Genomic DNA, 23952 nt, shown 5'->3' with positions numbered 1-23952 from the left:
TCCGTTACCTCTTGGCGCGACTCGTCACGAGATCGAGCGGTCCGGCGCCGCGTCCGGCCTCTGCGACTACCGCTCCGGGCGCCTGCCTACGGGTCTCTGCGGTCAACGTCTGGAGAAACTCCTCGAGCCGGCCGGCACTGATCCTCCAGTCGTATTCCGCGACCGCCCGGGCGCGCGCCGCCCGGCCGATCCGCTGCCGACGCTCCCTGTCGTTCAGCAATGAAACCACCTCGTCCGCGAACGCTTGGAGACCATCCGCAATCACGATCTCGCGGCCTGGAGCTGCCTCGAGCCCCTCCGCCGCGACGGACGTTGCGACGATGGGCTTTTGCATTGCCATGGCCGTGTAGACTCGAATCTTGGTCCCCGCACCACCGCGTAGGGGCAATACCATCACGCTCGCTCGAGACAAATGGGGCCGGACATCATCGACCCGTCCCGTCACCGTGATCCCGGGGAAGCGCGCGAGATCACGGACGGCGGCGGGAGGATTGGACCCGACCACCGTCAGCCGTGCGTTCGGGATGTACCGGCGAATGAGGGGCAGGACCGCTCGCGCGAGATAGATCGCGGCGTCGGCGTTCACCTGGTCACGGTCGAACGATCCGATGAAAATCAGCGAATCGGGAGCTTCCGTGCCCTGCGGCCGAAAGGCATCCGTGTCGACGCCGTTCGCCACGGCGGCGACCGGCACACCAGGCGCCCAGGAAGCAATTCGCGCCGCATCGCGGGCAGAGACCGTCACACAGCCGTCGAATGCGGAGAGCACGCGTCGCTCGTACCGCCGCAACTTAAGAAGATCCATGCCGTAATAGAACCGCTTCACCCCCCAGGGCATGAGACGCAACTGCCGGGACCTTGACTCCGACGTGATGAGGTGATTGACGAGTATCCGCCGCGGTCCCGCGCCGAACGCATGAACGACGTGCGCGATCCCCAGGAACTCTACCTCAATCACGTCAAAATGGGACCGTCGCAGGACGGACTGCAGTCGCTCAACCAACGGGCCGATAGGGTAACAGACCGACGCGGGCAACGGACCCGGAAGCGCCCTGAGGTGTTCCCGCCACGGACGCGGAAATTCGGGAGCCGGCGCGACCGTGACCGATTCGCAAAAGCTCAACGCACGCGCGGCATCATCGGTCAGGATTCCGTAACTCAACAGCGCCACCCGGTGCCGCGCGGCGAGGTGACGTGCAAGGTGGTAGATGCGCATCGCCCCGCCGTTGTCGAGGGGATACGGGAGGAATGGGGATACGATGAGGATGTTCAAACCGTTACCGGCCTCCTTTACAGCGGAACTTCGAAGCCGCGACCTCCCGCCGGCGCGCCGTATCGAACGGTCCCTCCCCTATCGCCGCGCACAGCCCAACGAACCGACTCCACGAGGAAGGCGACCTTCGGATCCAGGCGGCGGTTGCCGAGCAGACACGGAATTCCCCACACCACGAGGCGTACCGCGCTGCTGCAGAGCATGGCCGCGCGATAGAACAGCCAGCCCGCCCGACCGTAATGCTTTCGGAAGAGCCGATCCTGCGAACGCATGTGGTCGAGCCGCATTCGCGTTCCCATCGTGCCCCACGACGACCGCCCGTGATGGATGATTCGCGCACCGGCGACAGCCAAAAAGCGATATCCCGCACGATGCGCGCGCACCGCCCAATCGATATCGACGCCGTAGACCCAGAATGCCTCGTCGAATAAGCCGACCCGGTCGAGCGCCGCCCGGTCTATCATCATCGCGGCCGAGCTCATCCAATCGACACACTGGTTCCTGGCGCCGTCCCAGCGCCTGTAGTCGTCCCACACGCGAACCGTAAACAACGCGAACATGTTACCGACGAGGCCGGTCATGGGATACCGCCAGCAAGAGCGTTGCACGGTATGATCGGGGTTGAGCAGAACTGGTCCCACGGCGGCCAGCCGCCGCGACTGCCGGAGCGTTTGGTGGAGTGCCGGGATCGCTCCCGGCATCACCACCGTATCGGAGTTGAGAAGCAGCACCGCCGCGCCGCCGGCGGCGCGTACTCCGATGTTGTTGGCCTTCGCATATCCGCAGTTCACCCCGGTCTGAAGGAGGCGCACAGCGGGGAACGAGGCCGCAACCATCTCCGGCGACCCATCGCTCGAAGCGTCGTCGACAACAAGCACCTCGAAGCGGAGGCCGCTGGTCTCCAAATCGCTTGTGAGTGAGCGAAGACACGCCTCGAGCCTATCGCGCGTGTTGTAGTTGCTGATCACGACAGACACGTCGGGCCGAGCGCTCACCGCTGCGCCTCCCGGATCTTAGAATCGGCCTCGACAAGTTCATCATAGGTTCCGATGTCGACATAGAAACCATCGGCGAAATGCAATCCACCAACGGACATACCACGCTCGAGAGCCTCGTCAATGGCATCGCCCAACACCGTCTCCCGACCGTGGGTGCGACCGCGTGACCGGACCTCGTGCACCAACTCCGTGAAGGACGGCGTCCAGGCCGCGCACCCCCACATAAGCGTGAGCGCCGTCTCCTTCGGCTTATCGACGTGCGCGATCACCCGTCCGGCGGCGTCGACCTCTACCATTCCGAACTTCTCCGGTCGATTCGTGGTGAACAATCCAAGTGTGACGTCCGCGCCGCGCTCGCGGTGCGCTGCGAGAAGGCGCGCGAGCGCATCGGGCGGATGAATCACCGTATCGGGCATCCCGAAAACGACGTGGCCGCCGCGAATCCACGGGTATGCTAGGTCGATCGCGTGCACCATTCCCTCGGGCTGCTCTTGAAACAGGTAGGCCAGTTGGGTTCCGAAGCGCGCGCCGTTGCCGTAGTAGCGAAGTAGATCGTATTTGTGCTCGCCGACGATCATCAATACCTGTCTGACTCCGGCACGGACCATCGCCTCGACAATGTACTGGCTGACGACCTTCGGGCGCTTGTGCACTTCGCCGTTGACGGCGTAGGGCTGCCACCCGATCGGAAATAGCTCCTTCGGGCCGGGATACGGAGCGAGGCGGCTTCCTCTTCCGCCCGCCGGAATTATGCCGAAAAGACGGTCCATGCGTGTTGCCCGCCTTTCCGCCTCATCGGCTGCTCACCGCCTGCCGCTCGCCGGACACGGCGGCTTCGTAAATCGGCAGAATTTCCGCGAGGTGCCAGTCCATGCGACGAGGTGGACGCACGTTGGCGGAGAGCCGGCCGATCATTTCTGGCTCATCGACCACACGCCGGAGTTGCTCTCGGAGTCCGGATGCGCTGCCGGGAGTGAACAAGAGACCGTTGACGTCGTGGTGGACGTACTCGGGAATCGCACCGCCGGCGGCGGCAATCACCGGAAGTCCGGCGATCTGCGCTTCTAAGCCGACCAGCCCCTGGGTCTCTCGCATGATGGACGGAAAGACCGCCACGTCGATTTCCTCGACAATCTCCGCCAGCTGCGCGCGGGTATACCGGCCGCTGAACGAGACGCGCCCGCCTCCGCCGGCGAGCACCGTAAGGTACCGCTCGTCCTCCGGCTCCACGGCGCCGTAGAACGTGACATGCGCGCGATCGGCGGGAATCTCCGCCGCCGCCTCGGCGAGCACATGGGCACCTTTCCAGGCGTTCACCCGGCCCATGTAACCGAACCGCACCGGATACCCGCGGAACCCACGCGGGCCGCGCGCCCGCCCTTCGAACAATAGGCTGAGGGGCAGCACGCGGATCCGCCCGCGAGGATATCCCTGCCGTTCGTACTGCGCACGCGTATCCTCGGACGGCGCCAGAAGACACGTGGCGGCGAGCAGCGCATCCCGCATGAGGGCTTGGCGGGACGCGTATGCCGTGATCGCGTCCCCGGTCGCGCCGGCGGAACCGGTCCCGCGGCGCACCACAAACTGGGAGGCCCGGGCGCCGCGCACACGGCGGTACGCCCTGCGTGCCATGCGCAACGGCCGCGAGAGCGGACCAGTCTGGATCAAAAGACGTGTGAGCATGCGCCGCGTGGGCCGCGGCTCCCCGGCGCAGTAGCGCGCGCAGTTGCGGCCGCCGTCGGGTCCATCGCACGGCGTGAGATCCTGCCGGACAAGGAGCAGCCGCCGGCAGAATGCCCAGAAGTCGTGGAGGGTCACGATGACCGGATACGCGCGCGCGCAGCACGCCGGGATGATGTCCGCGGGTACTCCGGAGAGGTCGTGCACGTGAACGACGTCGGGATGGATGCCCTCGACGGCGGCGAGCCACGCGTTCAAAGCGGGACCGCCGCGCACGTCGCCCTCGAACCGCGACGCCGGACTTCCGTCGCCCGCGTCGTTCGCCGACACGGCGGCATAACGGCACCCCCGGCGGACCGTCCACCGGACGGACGAGACCCCTGCAACAGCGGGGCCGGGGGTACGGTAGACGTGTCCAACCTCGTGTCCCGCGCCTGCCAGCGCATGGGCCAGATCGCGGACGTACGCCGCCACGCCTGTAACCCCCTGATCCGGGTCGGCGGAGGTGACATGGCAGATGCGCACGGTCAGCTCCACGTCCACTCATTCATGACGTGGACGGGTGCCTCGATGCTGGCGACCTTGGTCCCGGCGACGGCGTGTTGCCCGCCGGGCCCCTCCGCGATACGGAACGAACCGATATTCTGCCATCCCACGCCCGGCGCCGGCGGTCGGTCGCTTGCAGAATCCATGTTGAAGTACAATTGATAGATTCGCGGCATCAGGGGCACGCCCCGGAGACGACATGCCACGGTCACGGCTCCGTCGAGCACGGAAGGCCGGTGCCCGTTTCCTCCCATCGAGCAGAGGACCAGCGGACCCGGACGGCCGTCGGTGATTCCGAGGGCGAGCGCGGGCCACGGGACCGGCTTGGCCGCCCGCATCGTGATCCGCACTTCGATGTCGTCGCCCGTGCGAAACGCCCGCCGAGGAGCGCCCGCGGCGTCGCACAGCGTCACGCCCTCGATCGAGACGGCAGCGCCCGTCGGCTGGCTCCCGTTGCCCCGCATCCCGCTCTCCTGGCGCCTATCGACCCAGGCCAAGTAGGCGTCTATGGCCTCGGCGGTCGCGCCGGTCGCCTGGATGCGCCCGTCGAGCAGGAAGATGGCACGGGGGCACACCGCTTCAACCGCCGGAAGATGATGGGAGACGAAGAGGAGCGTTTTCCCGTCGCGCATGAGCTGCGTCATTCGGTTGACGCACTTCGCCTGGAACACCGCGTCGCCGACGGCCAGCGCCTCGTCGCACACGAAGATGTCGGGATTCAGGTGGCTCGCGATCGAGAACCCGAGGCGGACCATCATGCCGCTCGAATACATCTTGACGGGCGTGTCGAGCGCCTCGGAGAGTTCGGCGAACTCCACGATCTCGTCGAAGTGCCGCGCGATGTCGGCCTTCGACATGCCCAGAATCTGGCCGTACAGCCAGATGTTCTCCCGGGCGCTCAGTTCGGGGTGAATGCCCGAGCCGACCTCGATCAGCGCCGCCACGCGGCCCCGCACCCGGATGCTCCCCGCGGTCGGGTAGGAGATGCGGGTGAGCAGGCGCAGCATGGTCGTCTTGCCCGCGCCGTTGGGCCCCACGATGCCCCACGACTCGCCCTCTCTCACGTCAAAGGACACGTCGTCGAGCGCGAGCTTCGACCGCCGCGGCGCAGTGTCGGGTGCGCGGAATCCGGTCAGCAGGCCGCGCGCCGCGCGCGCGAGATCGTAGCGCAGCGACGCGTACAGCGGCCCGCCGATCGTGTACCGCTTGCTCACGTGCTCGAACTTGAGCGCGGATGCCATCGCCTTACACCGCGTCCGCGAATCCCGGCTCGATGCGCTTGAACAGCGCGTAACCGGCCCATACCACGACTATGATCGTCGCCGCGTTCACGGCGAGCACATCGACGCCGATGGGTTGGTGCAGCATCGCCGCCCGGTACGCCGAGAGAACGCCGGCCGCCGGGTTCAAGAGCACGTACACGACCCGCCAGTGCGGCTGCACAATGGTCAGCGGGTAGGCGACCGGACTGGCGAACATCCAGAGCTGCAAGAACAGGGGCAAGGCGTACCGGAAATCCCGATAGTAGACGTTCAGGGCCGCCAGCGGCATCGCCACGCCCACGGCCAGGCCCCCCAGCATTACGGAGAGCGGCAGAATGAGGAGCGTCTGGACGGAGAGGTGCAGGCCGATGAAAGGGCCCGCGACGACCAGCACCGCAAGCCCGATCGCGAGATCGAGCGCGGACGCCAGCACCGCGGCCACGACCGGAATCTCCCGGGGGAAGTACACTTTGCGCAGCAGCGCCGCATCGGTCAGCAGCGAATTGGCGCCGAGCATCGCGCCGTTCTGAACGAAAAACCACGGGACGAGCGCGGTGATCGCGAACGCCGGGTAGGCCGTGCCTCTGCCACTGATCCGCGCGAAGACCAGCGTAAAGACGACGAGGAAGGCAAGTGGCTGTACCACCGACCAGGCGACGCCAAAGACCGCCTGTTTGTACCTCAGGCGCACATTTCGCTCGGCGAACGCGAGGATGACGCCGCGGAACCGCCAGAGATCCCGCAGCGCCCCGAAGAGCGGGATGCGGCGGGTGCCGCGAATAACCGATTCGGCCGGTCCTTGCCGGATGACGGCGATCACAGCGGCACCTGCCGCAGCGGAGCCCCCGCGACCGGGACGAGGAACGGCGCGCTTTGCCCCGGACCAACGTACGAAAATCCGTCGGACTCTGCGGCGGACGCGAGCCCGAGGCCCCGGCCGTCCAACGCGAGCGGCCGACGCATCTGTCTCCTGAGCCGGGACCAATCAAGCCGCGCGAATTCGGCGCTGTCCGTCAGCAGCAGCACCGCGTCCGCCCCGCGGGCCGCTTCGTAGGGACCGCCGTAACAGAGGAGCCCCGGGACGAGACCCGCGGCCCACGGGCCGGCGGCCGGATCGTACGCCCTCACCGCGGCGCCCCGGGCGGCCAGGCGCGCCACGATGTCCAGCGCGGGCGATTCCCTGAGATCGCTGGTCCCGCCCTTGAAAGCCAGCCCGAGCGCCGCGACGGTCCTTCCGGCGAGACCGGCCAGAACCGCGGCCACCTTCTCCACAAAGGCGCGCCGGACGGCGTCGTTGACTTCCCATACGGCGTCCAACAGCGTTGGGGCGATCCCGTCGCGGCGCGCACGCGCGCGCAGCGCGCATATGTCCTTGGGGAGGCAGGACCCGCCGAACCCGATGCCCGCCCTCAGGAAGTGCGGGCCGACGCGAGGATCGAGGCCGAGCCCCGCGGCGACGGCGGAGACGTCGGCGCCCGTCCGCTCACAAAACATCGCAATCTCGTTGATGAACGAGATCCGTGTGGCCAGGAAAGCGTTGGCCGCGTACTTGGTCATTTCGGCCGTCGCCGCGTCGGTCACCAGAATCGGGCAGTGGAACGGCTGGTAGAGCGCCGACAGCAGTTTGGCCGCCTTCTGCGACGCGGTACCGATGATCACGCGGTGCGGATGGAAGAAATCCGCGACCGCGGTGCCTTCCGACAAGAACTCAGGCGTGTACGCGATTCCCGCGCACCGTCCGCGCGCTCCGAGGGCGGTCTGCACCCGCGCCGTGGTGCCGACCGGTATCGTGCTCTTGAGCGCGACGACGCCGAGGCGCGGCAGGCGCGCCAAATCGCCTACGACGTCGTCCACCGCGCTCAGGTCCGGATCGCCGTCGGGCCCGGCGGGTGTGCCGACCGCCACAAAGACGATATCCGCGTCTGCCGCGGCGGAAACCCCCGTCTCGGCGACGCGAAGCATGCCGCTTCGAAGCCCGGCGGCCAGCAGGGCCGGCATCTCCGGCTCATGGAACGGGACCTGGCCGCGCCGGATCATGTCCACACGCGCACGATCCCGCTCGATCAGGGTCACGTGGTGCGCCAGCTTGGCAAACCCGCCGGCGATCGCCAGACCGACGTATCCGGCCCCTATAACAACGATGCGCATTGAACGTGCCTCCGATCCTTCCGTGGGCCCGCGACGGAGCGGCTAGCCCCCCGCGCCTCCCGATGTCAGCGCGGCTCTCGTCGGCTCCGTCGGCCGGCCGGTGTACACGGCGCGCGTAACTGTCACGGGCCCCGGTTTCCAGGTCCATCGCCCGTTGGTGAGAAAGTTCCAGAGCGTTCCCGCCGCGATGCCCACGAGGTTGGACAGCAGGTACGGCACGCCGATCGTGGTCAGCCCGAATAGCAACGACAACTGAACCCCCGACGCTATGCCCGTGACGATCCAGTACTGGAGATAGCGTGCCAGAAGCACCCGGGGGGTCGGAGAGCTGCGCTCCCGCCACGTCAATCTGTCGTTAAGCAGGAAGTTCGAGGTGGTGGCGCACAGTGTCGCGGCGACCCCGGCCCACAGATAGTGAAGACCTGCGCGGGTGAGCAGCCACAGCATCCCCGTATTCAGCAGCACACCGCTAGCGCCGACGAGACAGAACTTGGCAAACCGGAGGTCGTCGGGCTGCACGCCGACAATCCGCGCGAGATGCTCAAGATACTCACGCTGCTGCCGCAGCGTCAGCTTGCTCTGTCCCGCGCTCCTGGCTTCGAAGAGATACGGTACCTCCGCGACCCGCGAGAGCCGTCCGCGCACGAGAATTTCGAGCAGGATCTTGTAGCCGATAGGACGGAGCGGCACGTCCTCGATGACCTCGCGCCGCACTACGAAAAAACCGGACATTGGGTCCGAGACCAGCCGGGCGCGCGACAGCAGCAGCCTCGCGAGGCCCGCCGCCAAGCGCGACGCCAAACGCCTCGGCAGCGAGAACGCCCGCACGCCGCCGCCCGAGATGTGCCGACTGGCGATCACGACATCGGCACCCGTGTGCTCGGCGGCCTCCACGAGGAGCGACAGCACCTCCGGCGGATGCTGCAGGTCCGTGTCGAGCACCGCGAGCAGTCCGCCGGACGCACGCCGCATGCCCGCTACGACGGCCGTAGCGAGCCCCCCTCTCCCTTCCCGATGGATGAGCATCACGCGGCGGTCGGTGGCGGCGCACCGCGCCACGACGCGGTCCGTGCCGTCCGTGCTGTCGTCGACAAAGATGACCTCGTACGAGAGGCCAGCCAGGGCCCGGCCGATGCGCTCGACGAGCGGAGCGATATTGTGCCGTTCGTTGTACGTCGGCAGGATCAAAGACAGGGCGACGCGCGACTCAGTGGTCTTATCAGGACAATCAAGTTGGCGAGTCATCGTCATGCGTCCTCTCGGCCAAGCTCGGCGGCGCCTGTCCAGGCGAAGTAGACTGGGTCACCGACCGGTGAAGCGCGGCGGTCATACCCGCGATGATAAAGAAGAACGTACCGGCACGCGATGCCGAAATGGAGGCGCTCAGAGCGCTGAAGAACCCGTAGGCGATCAGAATCAGCAAATAGGCCCTGGCCAGCGCACAGTGAACCGGATCTCTGGCCGCCCGCACCGTCTGGATCGACATCCGGAACAGGCGCGAGCCTAACGCGATGAACACAACGAAGCCGATGACCCCGGTGTAATAGAGCTGGGTTACGTACTCGCTGTCCATGGCGCCGAGCGGCTGAGCCGCAAGGCCGAAGCCGAGCAGCGGCGAGTACCCGAGAGAAAGCATCGTGTAGGAGACGGGCGCGATCACGCGCGACAAGAGCGACGCCCCGGCCGTCTGCGTGCCGGTAGGGTCGAGCGAAAACAGGTGTTGGAGCGACAGAACGCGATTGGCGAACACCTTAGGGTAGAGCATCCACGACAGCAGTGGAAGCGGCAGGAAAGCCAGCAGCCACCGCTGCTGGGTCACCCCAATAAACGCGATGACGAACATGGTCGACACCATAAAGTTGCGTCCAAGCGTCAGCGGTAGCACCGCCAACGAGAAGCAGACGATCGCGAGCAGGAGCACCTTGCCAGGCCGACGAACGGCGGGCAGAAGCGAGAGCGCAAATGTGACGTTGAGCAACGATGCCCAGCCCGGCTCGTGCACAGGTGCGCCGCCGGGCGCCGCCGCGATGGGGCTGGCGCCGCTGAAATACTGCTGCACCGAGTACGCGCTGAGGGCCACGAGCGCGGCCATCATGATGTACGTGAAATTTCTGACGTCGTCCGCCGTTCGCAGCGTGTCGACCAGCACGAAGAACAGAAATGCGAATTCGATGCGCTCCAGGAAGTGCAGCGGCGCGCTGAGATCCTTGTCGGCCAGCGTCAGGTGCGCGGTGCCAATGTACAGGCCCCACAGGATCGACGCGAAGCCGACCAACACGTAGGCGACCACCACCCGGTCGAGCGGGGAGGTCTCTCGCTCGCTGGAGACCGCCAGTTTCAACAGCCAGACGGCCGCGAACACAACCATCAGCACGGCGTCGACACGAAGGTGCGTGCTCGTCCCGCCGACGATGATCTCCGGCGACACCGCCGCGGCAGCGGCGACCGCATACAACGCGAGCATCCGATTGAAGAACGCCAGCACGAGCACGACGACCGCGGCCAGCGTGGCGCCGACCACCGCCGGGGGTTGCGTGACGAGGAAGACGCCGAGGAGACCCGCCAAACCAAGGGCCAGCATCAGCGGCGTACGCTCGGCGTCGAGGCGCATGCTCATGAGGGCGAAGCCTCTTTCAGGACGGGGGCGGCGAACATCGGCCTCAGCGCGCTCGCCACGCGCGCGCCTGCCGCAGAAGCGGCCGCGCCGGCATACAGGACCAGGCTCGGCAGCATCGGCAGCTCGTATCGCGTCGACCCGCTGAATACAAGCACGGTGGCGTTGGCGAACACGATGAGCAGCGCGAGCATGGCGAGCGATCTCCACCGCCGGCGGGTCAGCACGAGGCCCAGCGCCGCCGAGACCAGCACGGCGATGTGACACAGCACCACGGGCCGCGGCACGCGCAGGTCCTCGCGGTCCTGGCTCTTCGTGAACCCGTACAGGCGGCCGAATTTCCGGGCGAGCAGGCGAACGTAGGCGCGGGGATGCCCGTGGATCCACGCCAGCGCTTCACGCACGTAGAGACGGTTCGCCCGGCCCTGCGTAAGGCCGGTCCATCCGTACAACGGGGTATCGGGGGGCCGCGTCGCCGTCCACGTCCGCCAGGTGGGCCATGTGATGCCGCCGTCGGCGGCGGCGTTGTTGCCGGCCCAAAACATCAGGCCGCCGTTGTCCTGCACCGGCGCGAACGTATGCAGGACCATCGCGTTCCGCACCGTCCACGGCAGAATCAAGATCGCCGCGCCGAGCAGTACGACGGCCGCCGAACGGTACGCCACCGGATGGCGCCATCCCCAGGTCGCCATCGCCCACGGGACCACGAGCGGAAAGAATCCCAAAAACGCCGCCCGCGTGAGAGCGCAAAGGCCGATCAGCGCGCCCAGGACCGCGGCCGCCGCTGGCGACGGCCGCTCCGCGACACGGATGCTCTGCAGCACAACGAGCAGCAGTAACGGAAGAAACAAATTCTCCGTCAGATGCAGCGAGGAGAGGTACACGGCCAAGGGGTACACCGCCAGGAGCGCCGCGCCGGCAAGCGCCGTGGTCCGATTGAACAATCGACTCCCAATCGTATACAGTAGGGCGCAGTCGGCGGCGCCGAGCCCCCCCTGCACAATCCGGACGGCGGCCGGATCCCCGAACAGCCGGTAGAGCCCCGCGAGCAGAAAGATATAAAGCGGCGGCGTCTCCCCCGTGGGAGCCCCAAACAAACTGAACCCGTGCCCGCCGAGGAGGCTGCGGACCAGCGCCATATGAATACGGCTGTCCGCGGCCGGCTCGACCGCGGGCGGCGCATGCCAACCGATGAATACCTGGACGGCGGCGAGCCGCGCGATGAACGCCACCGCCAGCACGGCCCACAAGAGGCCGCAGGGCGCGCCGGATGCCTGCCCCCGAGAGCGGACGTTCACAACGTCAGGACGTGGTCCGCGCGATTGCGTCCCTCGAGCCGGCGGAGCCTGTTCCGCGTGTCGAGTATCAGCGGGGCGCGCGCGAGGACGCGATCGTAGTCCACGGCGCTGTGATCCGTGGTAATGATCACGCAATCGCTCCCGGTCAGTGCCTCATCTGTCAGGGGTATCGAGGTCAGCCGCCCCGGATTCGGCAGCATGATCTCCGGCACATGCGGATCATGGTAGCGAACCCGCGCTCCGCGTTTGCCCAACAACTCGATGATCTTCGTGGCGGGGGACATCCGCGCGTCCGCCACGTCACGCTTGTAGGCAACTCCGAGCACGAGCACGTCGGCGCCACGAATCGTCTTGCCCCGCGATTCAAGCGCGCTGTGCGTGCGAGAAATCACATAGTACGGCATGCTGTCGTTAACGGTCGCCGCGAGTTCAATAAACCGGGCGTGAAAATCATACTCCCGGGCCTTGGCGAGCAGATAGTACGGATCGACCGGAATGCAGTGTCCGCCTACGCCCGGCCCCGGGTAGAACGCGACGAACCCGTACGGCTTCGTAGACGCGGCGTCGATCACGTCCCAGACGTCGAGGCCCATCCGATCGCAGAGCAGCGTGAGTTCGTTCACAAGCGCGATGTTGACGTTGCGGAAGACGTTCTCGTACACTTTGACCATCTCCGCGAGCGTCGGGGACGCCACGGGGACGACGCGCTCGACGATCTGGCCGTAGAATCGCGCCGCAAGGCGGGTGCACGCCGGTGTGAGACCGCCGACGACTTTGGGCACATCCCGAAACCGGTACGCGCGGTTGCCTGGATCGATCCGTTCCGGCGAGAAGGCCAGCGCGAAATCCACGCCGGCGGCCAGTCCGCTCCGCTCCAAGATGGGCTTGACGACCTCGACAGTCGTCCCCGGATACGTCGTGCTTTCGAGGATCACGAGCATCGCGGGACGCAGAGCCGGCACACAGGCGGTGACTGCTTCAACGATGTAGGACAGATCGGGATCCTTGGTTTTGGTCAGCGGCGTGGGCACGCAGATAACGACAACGTCCGCGCCCTGCAACGCCTCGTAGCCCGTCGACGCGAACAACCGCGACGCGCCCACCAGGGACCGGATCGCGTCATCGCCGACGTCCAAGTTGTAGGATCGCCCCTCGCCGAGCGCGGCGATCTTCGCGGCGTCCGTATCGACGCCGATGACGGTCAGGCCGGCCCTGGCGCACTCCACGGCCAGCGGCAGTCCTACGTAGCCCAGGCCGACCACGCCGACTCGCGCCGTCTTGGCGGCGATCCGCTCCTCCAACATCTGCTCCGGCGCACTAATCACTTCGTTCGTCCTCCGCAGAAAGTCTACGAGCGTGCGTCCCGAAATCGCTAACGACCGCCGAAGACGCCGAAATGGAGGAACGGTGCCCACCGCACCAGCACCTCGCCGAATGCCGGCAGGTGCAGCCCGGCGCGCCTGAGGAGCAGCGCCGCCACGAGGCCGGCCGCCCCGATCAGCACCGCCAGTCCCGTAGCGGCCATCGCCGGCGACAGTCCCGGCCGCTGCGGCTTGAGCTGGCGATCGTAGTAGTAATAGCTGTCAACCAGATCCGGGCGCATACGGGTCAACACCATCCCGAGCAAACTGGCGCCGACGCGGGTCAGTTGAGTCTTGGCCTGCAGCTCCAACCCGCGAGGCACCTGGCGGGCGTCGATGGCCAGGATAACCCCGGACATGAGCGGTGCCAGGTCCAGCGTCGCAGAGAAGATCGACGCCGGCGAGGTATCGAAAAGCACGACGTCCGCCCGCCCGTGCAGCGCCGTCAGCAGATCTCGCATGGCCGTTGAGCCAAAGCGTCCGTCGACCGCGCCTTCGTCCGCCGCGACCGTGCCGGCCGGCAGGACCTCGAGGTTCCGGACACCGGTGGGCACCAGGGCTTCGGCCAAGGTCGCGCGGGCGTTCAGCACGTCTGCGAGGCCGATGTCGTTCGGCACTCCAAAGCGTGAGTGCAGCACAGGCCGCTCCACCGCGGCATCGACGACGATCGTCCGGCGGCCTGCCCGCGCAAACGCACGTGCGGTGTTTGCGACCACCGTCGACGTCCCGACCCCCGGCTTCACGCCCGTGAACGCAAAGATCTCCGGTTTGTCGTGTTCGAGCGCGGTCAGGTTCACGCGCAGCATCCGATACGCCTCATTGAACGGAGGATTGTGCGACGGAATCGCGGCCAGGTTGGGAACGCCGAGGATCCCTTCCGCCCGCTGCGGCGTCTTTACGGTATTGTCGAGGTACTCCAACAGACCGGCCAAGCCGACGCCGAGGAGCAGCCCGAGCATCAGCGCGAACATCAGGACGAATCCCTCAGCCCGGAACGGGTTTGCCTGCGCCGACTGCGCACGATCGACCACACTCACGTTGGCCTGAGCCTGCGCCGCCTGCTCGCGCAGCCGGGCGTCGCTGACCTGCTGAGTCAACGATTGGATCATCCGGTCGAGGTCCCCGATGGCACGGGAATAGCCGGCCTGCTGCGCTTTCTTCTGGGCCACCACGGGAAGCTGGCGCGCAGTGGCGGCGATCACCTGCTGCCATGCGTCCCGCTTCGCTTCGAGCGCCATCTCGTCCGTCACCAAGTTGATGCGCGCCGCCGTCAGGGAATCGTACAACGCGTTGTGGACGATCTGCCGTGCGTTCTCGGCCTGAGTCAGCGCGGCGGCCAGCTGTGCCTTGAGCCCGTCGATCTGCTTCTTGAGCGCGATCACATGAGGGTGGCTCTCCGTATGATATGCGAGCTCGCCCGTGAGGGAGATCTCCGCGTTCAGCAACTGTGTTCGGATGCTCTCTGTCTGTGGGTTGGTCGTGAGCTCGCGCTCGGTTCGCGTCGGTCCCTGCTGTTGCAACTGGGCGTTCGTGGAGGTCAACCGGGCCTGCACCTCCCGGAGCGCCACGTCGTTGTCCTGCAACTGCGTCTGGAGGCTGGTGATCTGGACGAGCGCCGGCGACGAGAGGTCCGCCTGGTTCGCACGCTCGAAAGCCAGGAGCTGCGCCTGCAACGCCTGTTCCTGCGCCTGCGCCGTGGTGAGCTGACGTTCCACCAGTTCACGGGCGACGGTGAAGTCCCGCTGTCCGGCGTCCCGGTCGTCCTGTGCGACCGTGTCCGCCACCGCGTTGGCGAGCGCAATGGCCTCGCGCGGGGTCCGGCCGCTCACCGCGATGTGGATGAGCGGGTTGTCCTTGTCCTGCGCGGCGGCCAGCCGCAGGTGGAACCCATACACACTTTCGTTCATGTGGAGGTCTTGAATCACGCGCTCGGCAATGTCGGAGCTCCAGATGCGCCCGAGGACCGCCAACCCTCGGGTCTGCCCCGGCCCTTGGGTTTGGTGGGTCGAGAACGCGGCGCTGTCGGCCGACGGCACCAGCAGGATCGCCGTGGCGCTGTAGTCGTGGATGCCGGGCCGGTAAAAGGCCAGCCCGCCGAGGACGCCCGCGATCATCGCGGCAACGATGACCCACCGCCACCGTCGCAGAACCCGGTAATACTTCCAGACTTCCATCGCAGCCCGCCCCCTTCGTCCGTGCTACTTGAAGATCGTGATCAACGTCGCGAATCCGGTGAGCTGCGACACAACCTGGAGCCAGTTCGTTCCCTTCGGCGGTACGTACACAATGTCGCCGGGCAGCAACGGTACGTTCTGGGCCTGATCGCCGGCCTTGTAGAACTTGTTCAGATCGATATGAATGACGGTGGCCGCCTTCTTGGTGGTGTCCTGCCGGATCACGCCGACGTCCTTGATGATGGCGTTTGTGGTATTGCCGCCGGCGGTTGAGATGACGTCGACGACACGATCACCCGCCTTGAACGTGTAGTTGCCGGGATGGAGCACCTCGCCCATGACCTGCACGGTGTTCTTGGTCTCCGGCACGATGATCACGTCGCCGGGTTGCAGCGCCACGTTTGCGGACGTCTGCCCCTTCACGATCAGCGCATCGAGGTCGACGGGAATCGTCTGGTCCTTTCTGAGGATGAACGCCTGGGTCAGCGCGGCTCTCGACGTGGTCCCGCCCGCGGCCGCGATGAGGTCGGCGATGGTCCAGCCGCGTTCCATCGTATACGAACCCGTTTTTGTGACCTGACCGAGCGCGTACACGTAGTTTCTGGAGCTCACGGTCCGCAGCGCCACGGTGACCTGCGGCTTGACAATGTAGGGCTCAAGCGCCTTGGCGATCGTCGACGTCACCTGGTCGAGCGTCAGTCCCTCGACAGGGATGCTGCCGGCAAGCGGCAGCGCGATCTTCCCGTCGGGATCGACGGTGTAGGAACCGCTCAACGACGGCTCGTTGAGCACGGTGACGCTCATGGTGTCTCCCGGCGCCACCACGTATGCGTCGCCCAAGACCGGTGGTACGACCGCGGCCAGCAGCACGGCCGTCAGCATGGCTCCAAGCACTGCGCGCACTTCCCGGCGCCGTTTCATCGCCCGCCCTCCTATTCAGCCGACCAATTGTCGCTCGCCCGCTCCGCGAGAATCCACCACACTTCCCGGACCCCCGAGCGCGACGTCACGAGATACGTGCCGTTGATCCTCCACAATGACGACTGATAAATGAACGGCGTCCCGATCGCCCAATTGGACGGTGGGGTCTTCACCGATTCGACCTTGACGTGCACCGCCTTCATGATTGGCCCCCCCGAGACGGCCACGTCACACCGGCAGACGCCGCCGCACCAGCCCGTTTGTCAGGACGTAGGCGACGGCCTGGGTCCGGTTCTTCACGCCGATCTTGCCGAGGATCGAGTGGATGTGGCTTTTCACGGTCGAGGTGCTCAGAAAGAGCTTCTGCCCGATCTCCCGGTCGGTTGCGCCGCGGGTCACCTCAAGAAGGATTTCCAGCTCCCGCCCGGACAGCCCGCCGAGCTGCACGCCGTTCTCGTGGTTGTTACCGTTGTTGTTGTGGTTGTTGTGCTGAATGATGGTTTGCAGCCGCTCAATCAGCTGCCGGGCGACGTACGGGTCCATCAGGGTACGGCCGTGACACACGGCGTCGATCGCCCGGATGAGATCGTCGGGGCTGATGTCCTTCAACACGAAGCCCGTCGCCCCGGCCTCGAGGGCGCGCATCGCACGCTGATGGTCCGTATCCTCGGCCAACGCGATGATCTCGACCTCGGGGTGGTGCTGTTTGGTCAGACGAATCGCCTCGGCGGCATCGAGGCCCGGCATGTCGACGTCCAGCAGGATCACATCCGGCCGCAGCCGCGCCGCTAGCTCGGTGGCGTCAGCGGCGTTCGTCGCCTCGCCCACGAACTCGACGCCGTCGTGGTGCTCAAGAAGACTCTTGAGGCCCTGTCGCATCAGGGTTGTGTCGTCTACAATGAGCACCCTCACTCTGTCCATCGGTACCCCCCGCCGTCCGACGATATCGTTTGATCCCTTCGATTTGCTTTCGTGAGCATGCAGTTGGCCGCTGGACATGATCCCGCCCTTCGGCCCACCGGACATTTGACTGATGCAATTGATCTACCGGATCGTTCATTCGTACAGCGATCTGGTGTTCGCATGTGTACGGGCGGCGACGCCGTCGCGACACGTTCGCGCCGAATTGCCACCAGCCGGGGCCGCGCATCGACTGGACAGGGCAAATCCATCGCACGATGGGGGGACTATCAAAAGATCAACGCCTAAAGTAGGGCGCAGCAATAGACTGTACCAATCGCGGGAAACGGCGGGGGGCCGCGCGGGCGGCATGGATTTCGAGCCTTCGAAGGAACAGAAAGAACTGCGTGAAGCCGTGGTGCGTTTTGCGCGCCGCGAGCTCGCCGACGATGTCGCCGGGCGGGACGCTCGCGGGGAATTTTCGCGGATCCTGTGGCAGCGGTGTGCCTCGTTCGGCGTGCAGGGATTTCCGATTCCCGAGGACTACGGCGGAAGCGGTCTGGACCCGCTGTCGCTTGCGATTGCGCTGGAGGCGCTCGGGTACGCCTGCGCGGACAACGGTCTGCTGTTCTCTCTCGGCGCCCAGATGTGGAGCTGCCAGATGCCGATCCTTACATTCGGCCGGGAGGATCAGAAGCGGCGATTCCTGCCGGGGCTATGCGACGGATCCCTCATCGGCGTGCAGGCGATGACGGAACCCGCATCCGGCTCAGATGCGTTCGGGCTCACGACGCGGGCGGAGCGGACCACCGGGGGCTACGTCCTGAACGGCACGAAGACATTCATCACCAACGCCCCGGTCGCGGACGTCTTCGTCGTGTTCGCCCGCACCGGCGGCGAGGGATTCTGGGGCGTCTCCGCGTTCCTCGTCGAGCGCAATACCCCGGGCCTTTCGGTCAGCCGCGAGATACACAAGATGGGTTTGCGGACCTCTCCGATGGGAGAGGTCGTGTGCGAGGACTGCGAGGTGCCGGAGGACACCCTCCTAGGCCCGCTCGGAGGGGGCTTGACCGTCTTCAACTCATCGATGGAGTGGGAGCGCGGGTACATCCTGGCATGCGCGATCGGCACGATGCAGCGGCAGCTCGAACGCTGCATCCGCTACGCCAAGGAGCGCCGACAGTTCGGCCAGCCGATCGGCAAGTTTCAGGCTGTGTCCCACCGGCTGGTGGACATGCAGGTGCGACTCGAGACCTCCCGGCTGTTGCTCTACAAATTGGGATGGCTGCGCGCGGCCGGCCAGAACACGTCGGCGGCATCGGCCACGGCCAAACTCCACGTCAGCGAAGCGTTCCTTGCGTCAAGCCTCGACGCCGTGCAGGTCCACGGAGGCTACGGCTACACGGAAGAGTACGAACTGGAGCGGGACGTCCGGGACGCCGTCGGAGGCCGTCTCTACTCCGGGACCTCGGACATTCAAAAGAACATCATCGCGGGAAGGTTGGGCTTATGAGACCGTACCTCTTGTCGCATCTCGTGCCGGAGGCCGCGTGCCGCCGCCCCGACCACACGGCGGTTCGCGATGCGAACGGTTCCATCTCGTACGGTGAGCTCGACCGCCGGACCAACCGGCTGGCGCGGGTGTTAAGGGATGCCGGCGTACGACCAGGGGCCCGAGTGGGATTGTTCCTGTCCAAGTCGGTGGACGCCATCACGGGTGTTTACGGCATCCTCAAAGCCGGCGCCGCCTACGTCCCGCTCGATCCTCTTGCGCCCGCCGCGCGGCTTGCCTACATCGCGCGGAACTGTGATATCCACTGCCTCGTGACCGGCCGCGAAAAATCGGACGCCTGGGACGAATTGCGGCGGGCCGGGGCGCCGGTCGACCGTTTCGTCGTCCTGGATGGCAGGGAACGTGATCTGCCCCCGCCGCCCGCCGGGACGGCGCATCTGGCGCGGGAGGCCCTTGAGGCCTCGCCGGACCAAGCATTCCCGCTGCCCGGAATTTCGCGGGATCTCGCGTACATTCTGTACACTTCCGGGTCGACCGGACAGCCCAAGGGGGTCATGCTCTCGCACCAGAACGCGTTGGCCTTCGTCGAGTGGTGTCGTGACTACTTCCGGCCCCGTCCCACCGATGTGCTCTCCAACCACGCGCCGCTCCACTTCGACCTGACGATCCTAGACATCTACCTCGCGGCCATGGCGTCCTCAACGCTCGTCGTCGTTGCCCCCGAGACGTCGGTCTTCCCGGCGCAGCTGGCCGAGCTTATCGAGCGGGAGCGCATAACAATCTGGTATTCCGTGCCGTCGATCCTGACGCTGCTCCTGCTCCACGGCCGCCTCAGGGCGGGCCGGCTCCCGTCCCTGCGCCACGTGATCTTCGCAGGCGAGGTGTTCCCGACCAAGCACCTCCGGCGCCTCATGGCGCTCCTGCCGCACGCCGAATTCACGAATCTCTACGGTCCGACGGAGACCAACGTCTGCACCTACTACCGGGTGCCCCCCCTGCCGGAGGATCAAACGGCCCCTATTCCGATCGGGCGCGCTATCGCCAACGTCGAGGTCTTTGCCGTCAACGACGATGGGCGGCGGGCCGCGCGGGGCGAGGTCGGCGAACTGCACGTCCGGGGCGATACCGTGGCCTACGGGTACTGGGGGAACGCGGAGGGCACGGCGCGCGCCTTCATCGAGCATCCGTTTGGTGCCACCGCGGAGCGCGTGTACCGCACCGGCGACCTCGTGCAGGAGACGCCCGACGGCGATTTCCTGTTCCTGGGCCGCCGCGACCACCAGATCAAGAGCCGCGGCTACCGCATCGAGATCGGCGACATTGAAGCCGCCCTGCACAGCCACCCGCAGGTTGCGGCGTGCGCGGTCATCGCCGTGCCCGATGACGTGGTCGGCAGTCGGCTCAAGGCGTTCGTCGTGCCGCAGCAGGGGCCACTCACGGACGGCGAACTGGCCCGCTTTAGCGCGACCCTGCTGCCCAAGTACATGGTCCCCGAGTCGTTCACGTTCCTTGAAACCCTGCCGCAGACGTCGACCGGCAAAGTCGATCGCGGGGCCCTGGCGGCCGCGTTGAAGGCCACGGAAGCGACCCGGCCGGCCGCCCCAGCCACTCCGGCGTGATTACGGATCAGCACCTCCTCGAAGCGGGAGACCCCGTCGCACACCCGGCGCGGGTGGCCACCCGCATCGACGCTGTGTCAGGCGTGCGCGAAGACGCGATGTTCGTGCGGCGCGGCGGTCATGACCTCTTCTGCGTACTCTACCGACCGCTCGGCTCGGTACGACGGACCGTCATCATCTGCCGCTCGTTTCTCGGAGAGGCGGAGATGCTGTATCGTTTCGAAGTCGGCGCGGCGCGCGCGTTTGCGGCCATGGGGTACGCGGCAGTCCGCGTCCACTACCGGGGGACCGGGCACAGCCACGGCGACCGCAGCACCGCAACCGTGAACGACATGGCCGACGACGTCAAGACCGCCGCCAATGTCGCGGCCAAGATGACGCAATCCGAATCGCTGGCATTCATCGGGATTCGGGCGGGTACGCTCGTCGCTGCGACGGCCGTCGCCGAAAGTGCAGGGATTCCTCTCGCCCTGTGGGAGCCGGTGGCGGACGGCGCCCGATACGTTCCGGCGTTCGTCCGCGCGCAGAACGCCCTTGTGCTGGCGACCGAGGGCAGTCAGCGGAAGACCATCGCCCAAGTGCGGCAAGAAATCGAGACGAAGGGCTGCGCCGACGCCCTCGGATTTCCCATTCACCGTGCGCTCTACGAAAGCCTGGCCGCGTGCCGGTTGCGGGAGATACTTGCATGTGCGGCGCGCCCGGTCTTGCTGGTTCAAGTGGGGATGCGGGACGAATGGAAGGCGGAGCACGCAACGCTCGGCAACGCGCTCGCCGCCGCGGGGTCACGGGTCGAGCGCGCGTTGATCACCGGCGAAAATCCCGCCAACTGGTTCGTGCTTCCCGACGTGCACTCCAGCGGCGTCCTGTTGGAGAGCACCGCGCGGTGGCTCGAAGGTCTCCGGGACAACCCATGATGCAGACGACGGACACGCCGCGCGTAGGTCCCGAGATCGAGAAGTCGCACGATACACCGGTGTGGGTCCAGTCCGGACCTGAAGCGCTGCTCGGTATACTGACGGCTCCGGCGGGGCCGCGCCGATGCCTCACTGCGGTGCTGGTCTTCCCGCGTGTGGAGAAGAACGGGTTGCACGTCGCGCTCGCCCGCAGCCTGGGGAATGCCGGGTTTAATGTGTTCCGATACGACATGCGAGGTTCCGGAGAGAGCACCGGAACCGAGCCCGAGCTAAATTTCGGCAGGCTCCATACCGACGATGTGATGGCGGTCGTAGCCGAACTGCGGCGCCGCGGGATGGACCGGGTCGTCCTCATCGGAAAGTGTTTTGGCGCGCGCACGGTGCTGGCCGCCGCCGGGCAACTGGCCGGACTCAAAGGTGTGGCGCTGATCTCCACAAACCTGCTCCCGCCGGGCATGGGCACCTACGATCGGAATTACTTCCTGCCCAATCCGGGAATGCTGGTGGGCTTGTTCGATGGGCGCCGGCGGCACGCTGTTCTTCGGGCGCTGTGGGCCTGGGCGAGGAGTACGGGACGGCGGATGAGATGGCCGTTTCCCGGCCTTCACCCGGTGTTGCTCATGCACGTGCGTAACGCGATCCGAGCCCGGGTACCGCTGCTCTTCCTGTACGGCACCGACGACAGATTCTATGTAAAATTTTCGCGGGCGATGAGGGGGCCGCTCGGGAAGCTGCTGGAACGAGGCGGCGACCGGGCGCAGGTACAAGTGCTCGAAGGCGGAGTGTATGACCCGACGACCCTGGCGGTCCAGCAGCGAATTGTCGCGTGCCTACGAAGCTGGGTGGAACACGTTATGCCCGCGGACTCGGAGGACTGATTGATGCCCATAGGAACCCTGACGTATCCCGTCCGCACAGCGACGCGCATCGATGAGACCAACCACGTACGCGAGGACGCGATGTTCGTCAGGCGCGACGGCAGCGACCTCTTTTGCGTGCTCTACAGGCCCCAAACCCCCGCGCGTCGGACCGTCGTCTTATGCCCTTCCTTCTCCAAAGAGGCCGGTATGCTGTACCGTCTCGAAGTGGACGCGGCGCGCGCATTCGCGGTTCGCGGGTACGCCGCGGTGCGGGTCCACTATCGGGGGACAGGCCACAGCGGCGGTGACCGCGAGACGGCCACATTGCGCAACTGGGCTGACGATGCCAAAGCTGCCGCCGATATCGCGACGGAGTTGACGCAATCCGGATCGCTCGCATTTTGCGGCATCCGGGCGGGCGCCTTGGTGGCCGGCCTGGCCGTCGCGGGGGATACCGCGATTCCGGTTGCCCTTTGGGAACCGGTGTCGGACGGCCGTCGATACTTTCCGGCGTTTGTACGTGCGCAGAATGTCTTCACCCTCGCCACACAGGGTAGGCTGACGAAGACCCTCGACCAGGTGCGCCTGGAGATCGAGACGGACGGCTACGCCGACGTACTGGGGTTCCCGGTTTACCGCGCACTCTATGAGAGTCTCGCCGCGTGTCGCCTGTGGGAGAACCTTGCCAGCGAAGCGCGCTCGATTCTACTCGTTCAGGTGGGTGTGCGGAATGAATGGAAGGCGGAGCATGTTGCGCTCGGTGACGTGCTTGCCGCCGCCGGGTCGCGCGTCGAGCGCGTGATGATCACAGGCGAAGATCCCTCCAAGTGGTTCGTGATAGCCGGTGCACAGTCGAGCGCCAGATTGATCGAAACCACCCTGGGCTGGCTCGGGCGACTGGAGGGCGCACGATGACGGCGCCCGTGGGTACGCCCCGCGTCCACGATAACATCGAAGCGCCGTACGATACGCCGCTGTGGGTCCGGGCTGGGTCGGAAATGCTCTTTGGCGTACTCACTACCCCGGCGGGCCCGCCGCGTCAACAGGCGGTCGTGTTGGTGGCCCCGCACTTCGCCGGTGCCGCGGGGGGCGCGCTGGAGAAAAACTACTTCAACGTCGCGCTTGCCCGCTCCCTGGCGAAGGCAGGCTTCCGCGTGTTTCGGTACGATATGCGAGGAACCGGAGACAGCACCGGGATGGAACGTGAGTTCAATCTTGGACGGCTCCACACCGATGGGTTGTTCGCCGTCGTCGCGGAACTTAGGCGCCGCGGCATGGACAAGCTGGTCCTAATCGGTAAGTGTGGTGGCGCCCGCACCGTGGCGGCCGCCGCACGGCGGGTACCAGGACTCCAAGGCGCAGTGCTCATATCCATGCCGCTGCTGCCTCCCGGCATGGGCACTCACGACCTAAACCATGACCGTATCCGACCCAGCGTTGGAATGTTGCTGGGCTTGCTCGACGGACGCCGACGACTCGCTGTTCTTCGAGCGCTGTGGGCGTGGTTGAGGGGCACCGGTCGCCGGATGCGGTGGCCATTTCCAAGGGTGCACCCGACCATACTCAGGCAGGTGGGTGACTTGATTCGAGCCCGAGTACCGCTGCTATTGCTCTGGGGCAACAACGACGGGGACTACGCGAATTTCGTGCGCGCGACGAAGGGTGCGCTCGGAACGGTGCTTGCGCAAGGCAGGGCCTGCGTGCAAATGCGAGTGCTCGACGGCAACGTGCACGAGTGGACGAGCCTGCGGATACAGCAGCAAACGGTTGCCTGCCTCGAGAAGTGGATGGAGCACGCGGCCTCGGGGCGCCGGCGATAAGTGACAGCCGTCACGTATATCCGAGAACGGATCGATCGCCTGTAGACTCAC

At 66.2% G+C, this 23952-nt stretch carries 21 protein-coding genes; 6 read left to right on the top strand and 15 right to left on the bottom strand.

All coding sequences use genetic code 11. The features are described 5' to 3' along the window. Nucleotides 1-4: 4 nt before the first annotated feature. The 15 genes from VKT83_19520 to VKT83_19450 form a co-directional block, all read right to left on the bottom strand. Nucleotides 5-1273, bottom strand: a complete 1269-nt coding sequence (locus VKT83_19520) for a glycosyltransferase (GenBank protein ID HLY24664.1) — start codon at nucleotides 1271-1273, stop codon at nucleotides 5-7. A 17-nt stretch (nucleotides 1274-1290) separates the two neighbouring features. Continuing rightward, the gene (locus VKT83_19515) at nucleotides 1291-2250 is read right to left on the bottom strand and encodes a glycosyltransferase family 2 protein (protein HLY24663.1); all 960 of its coding nucleotides are present in this window, start codon (nucleotides 2248-2250) and stop codon (nucleotides 1291-1293) included. Nucleotides 2251-2264: 14 nt separating this feature from the next. Beyond that, complete coding sequence (locus tag VKT83_19510) at nucleotides 2265-3041, bottom strand: nucleotidyltransferase family protein (protein HLY24662.1); 777 nt, start codon at nucleotides 3039-3041, stop codon at nucleotides 2265-2267. A gap of 22 nt (nucleotides 3042-3063) precedes the next feature. Next, a complete protein-coding gene (locus VKT83_19505) occupies nucleotides 3064-4425 on the bottom strand; it encodes a glycosyltransferase (GenBank protein ID HLY24661.1) in 1362 nt (453 codons plus the stop codon). Between the two features lie 53 nt (nucleotides 4426-4478). Beyond that, nucleotides 4479-5738, bottom strand: a complete 1260-nt coding sequence (locus VKT83_19500; GenBank protein HLY24660.1) for an ABC transporter ATP-binding protein — start codon at nucleotides 5736-5738, stop codon at nucleotides 4479-4481. 4 nt (nucleotides 5739-5742) lie between these two features. Continuing rightward, entirely contained in the window at nucleotides 5743-6579 is an 837-nt protein-coding gene (locus tag VKT83_19495) for an ABC transporter permease (GenBank protein HLY24659.1), read from the bottom strand. Then, nucleotides 6576-7907, bottom strand: coding sequence for a UDP-glucose/GDP-mannose dehydrogenase family protein (locus VKT83_19490; protein ID HLY24658.1), 1332 nt, complete (start codon nucleotides 7905-7907; stop codon nucleotides 6576-6578). The genes VKT83_19495 and VKT83_19490 overlap by 4 nt, the downstream gene beginning before the upstream one ends. Nucleotides 7908-7949: 42 nt before the next feature. Continuing rightward, nucleotides 7950-9095 carry a glycosyltransferase family 2 protein gene (locus VKT83_19485; protein HLY24657.1) on the bottom strand — a complete coding sequence of 382 codons (1146 nt, stop codon included), beginning with the start codon at nucleotides 9093-9095 and terminating at the stop codon, nucleotides 7950-7952. Nucleotides 9096-9135: 40 nt separating this feature from the next. Further along, nucleotides 9136-10524 carry a hypothetical protein gene (locus tag VKT83_19480; protein ID HLY24656.1) on the bottom strand — a complete coding sequence of 463 codons (1389 nt, stop codon included), beginning with the start codon at nucleotides 10522-10524 and terminating at the stop codon, nucleotides 9136-9138. After that, entirely contained in the window at nucleotides 10521-11819 is a 1299-nt protein-coding gene (locus VKT83_19475; protein ID HLY24655.1) for a glycosyltransferase family 39 protein, read from the bottom strand. The genes VKT83_19480 and VKT83_19475 overlap by 4 nt, the downstream gene beginning before the upstream one ends. After that, nucleotides 11816-13123 (bottom strand): nucleotide sugar dehydrogenase, encoded by a 1308-nt coding sequence (locus VKT83_19470; GenBank protein ID HLY24654.1) that lies wholly within the window; start codon nucleotides 13121-13123, stop codon nucleotides 11816-11818. Before VKT83_19470 ends, VKT83_19475 begins: the two co-directional genes overlap by 4 nt. Nucleotides 13124-13191: 68 nt before the next feature. Beyond that, the gene (locus VKT83_19465) at nucleotides 13192-15354 is read right to left on the bottom strand and encodes a polysaccharide biosynthesis tyrosine autokinase (protein HLY24653.1); all 2163 of its coding nucleotides are present in this window, start codon (nucleotides 15352-15354) and stop codon (nucleotides 13192-13194) included. Nucleotides 15355-15378: 24 nt separating this feature from the next. Then, nucleotides 15379-16275: a polysaccharide biosynthesis/export family protein gene (locus tag VKT83_19460; GenBank protein HLY24652.1), complete on the bottom strand. Its 897-nt coding sequence runs from the start codon at nucleotides 16273-16275 to the stop codon at nucleotides 15379-15381. 11 nt (nucleotides 16276-16286) lie between these two features. Then, the gene (locus VKT83_19455; GenBank protein ID HLY24651.1) at nucleotides 16287-16478 is read right to left on the bottom strand and encodes a hypothetical protein; all 192 of its coding nucleotides are present in this window, start codon (nucleotides 16476-16478) and stop codon (nucleotides 16287-16289) included. Nucleotides 16479-16503: 25 nt separating this feature from the next. Then, nucleotides 16504-17196 (bottom strand): response regulator transcription factor, encoded by a 693-nt coding sequence (locus VKT83_19450; protein HLY24650.1) that lies wholly within the window; start codon nucleotides 17194-17196, stop codon nucleotides 16504-16506. 349 nt (nucleotides 17197-17545) lie between these two features. Here VKT83_19450 and VKT83_19445 point away from each other — a divergent pair, with 349 nt between their 5' ends. The 6 genes from VKT83_19445 to VKT83_19420 all read left to right on the top strand — a co-directional run bounded on the left by VKT83_19445 (nucleotide 17546) and on the right by VKT83_19420 (nucleotide 23901). Further along, entirely contained in the window at nucleotides 17546-18688 is a 1143-nt protein-coding gene (locus VKT83_19445) for an acyl-CoA dehydrogenase family protein (protein HLY24649.1), read from the top strand. After that, nucleotides 18685-20307: an amino acid adenylation domain-containing protein gene (locus VKT83_19440; protein ID HLY24648.1), complete on the top strand. Its 1623-nt coding sequence runs from the start codon at nucleotides 18685-18687 to the stop codon at nucleotides 20305-20307. The genes VKT83_19445 and VKT83_19440 overlap by 4 nt, the downstream gene beginning before the upstream one ends. Next, nucleotides 20304-21221: an alpha/beta hydrolase gene (locus VKT83_19435; GenBank protein ID HLY24647.1), complete on the top strand. Its 918-nt coding sequence runs from the start codon at nucleotides 20304-20306 to the stop codon at nucleotides 21219-21221. Before VKT83_19440 ends, VKT83_19435 begins: the two co-directional genes overlap by 4 nt. 137 nt (nucleotides 21222-21358) lie before the next feature. Then, a complete protein-coding gene (locus VKT83_19430; GenBank protein HLY24646.1) occupies nucleotides 21359-22099 on the top strand; it encodes an alpha/beta fold hydrolase in 741 nt (246 codons plus the stop codon). 3 nt (nucleotides 22100-22102) lie between these two features. After that, nucleotides 22103-22996 (top strand): CocE/NonD family hydrolase, encoded by an 894-nt coding sequence (locus tag VKT83_19425; GenBank protein HLY24645.1) that lies wholly within the window; start codon nucleotides 22103-22105, stop codon nucleotides 22994-22996. After that, the gene (locus VKT83_19420) at nucleotides 22993-23901 is read left to right on the top strand and encodes an alpha/beta fold hydrolase (protein ID HLY24644.1); all 909 of its coding nucleotides are present in this window, start codon (nucleotides 22993-22995) and stop codon (nucleotides 23899-23901) included. Before VKT83_19425 ends, VKT83_19420 begins: the two co-directional genes overlap by 4 nt. The last annotated feature ends 51 nt before the right edge of the window (nucleotides 23902-23952 follow it).

This window comes from bacterium, from assembly GCA_035308905.1.
Classification (GTDB): domain Bacteria; phylum Sysuimicrobiota; class Sysuimicrobiia; order Sysuimicrobiales; family Segetimicrobiaceae; genus DASSJF01.
This window is presented reverse-complemented; position numbering and strand designations above follow the sequence as displayed.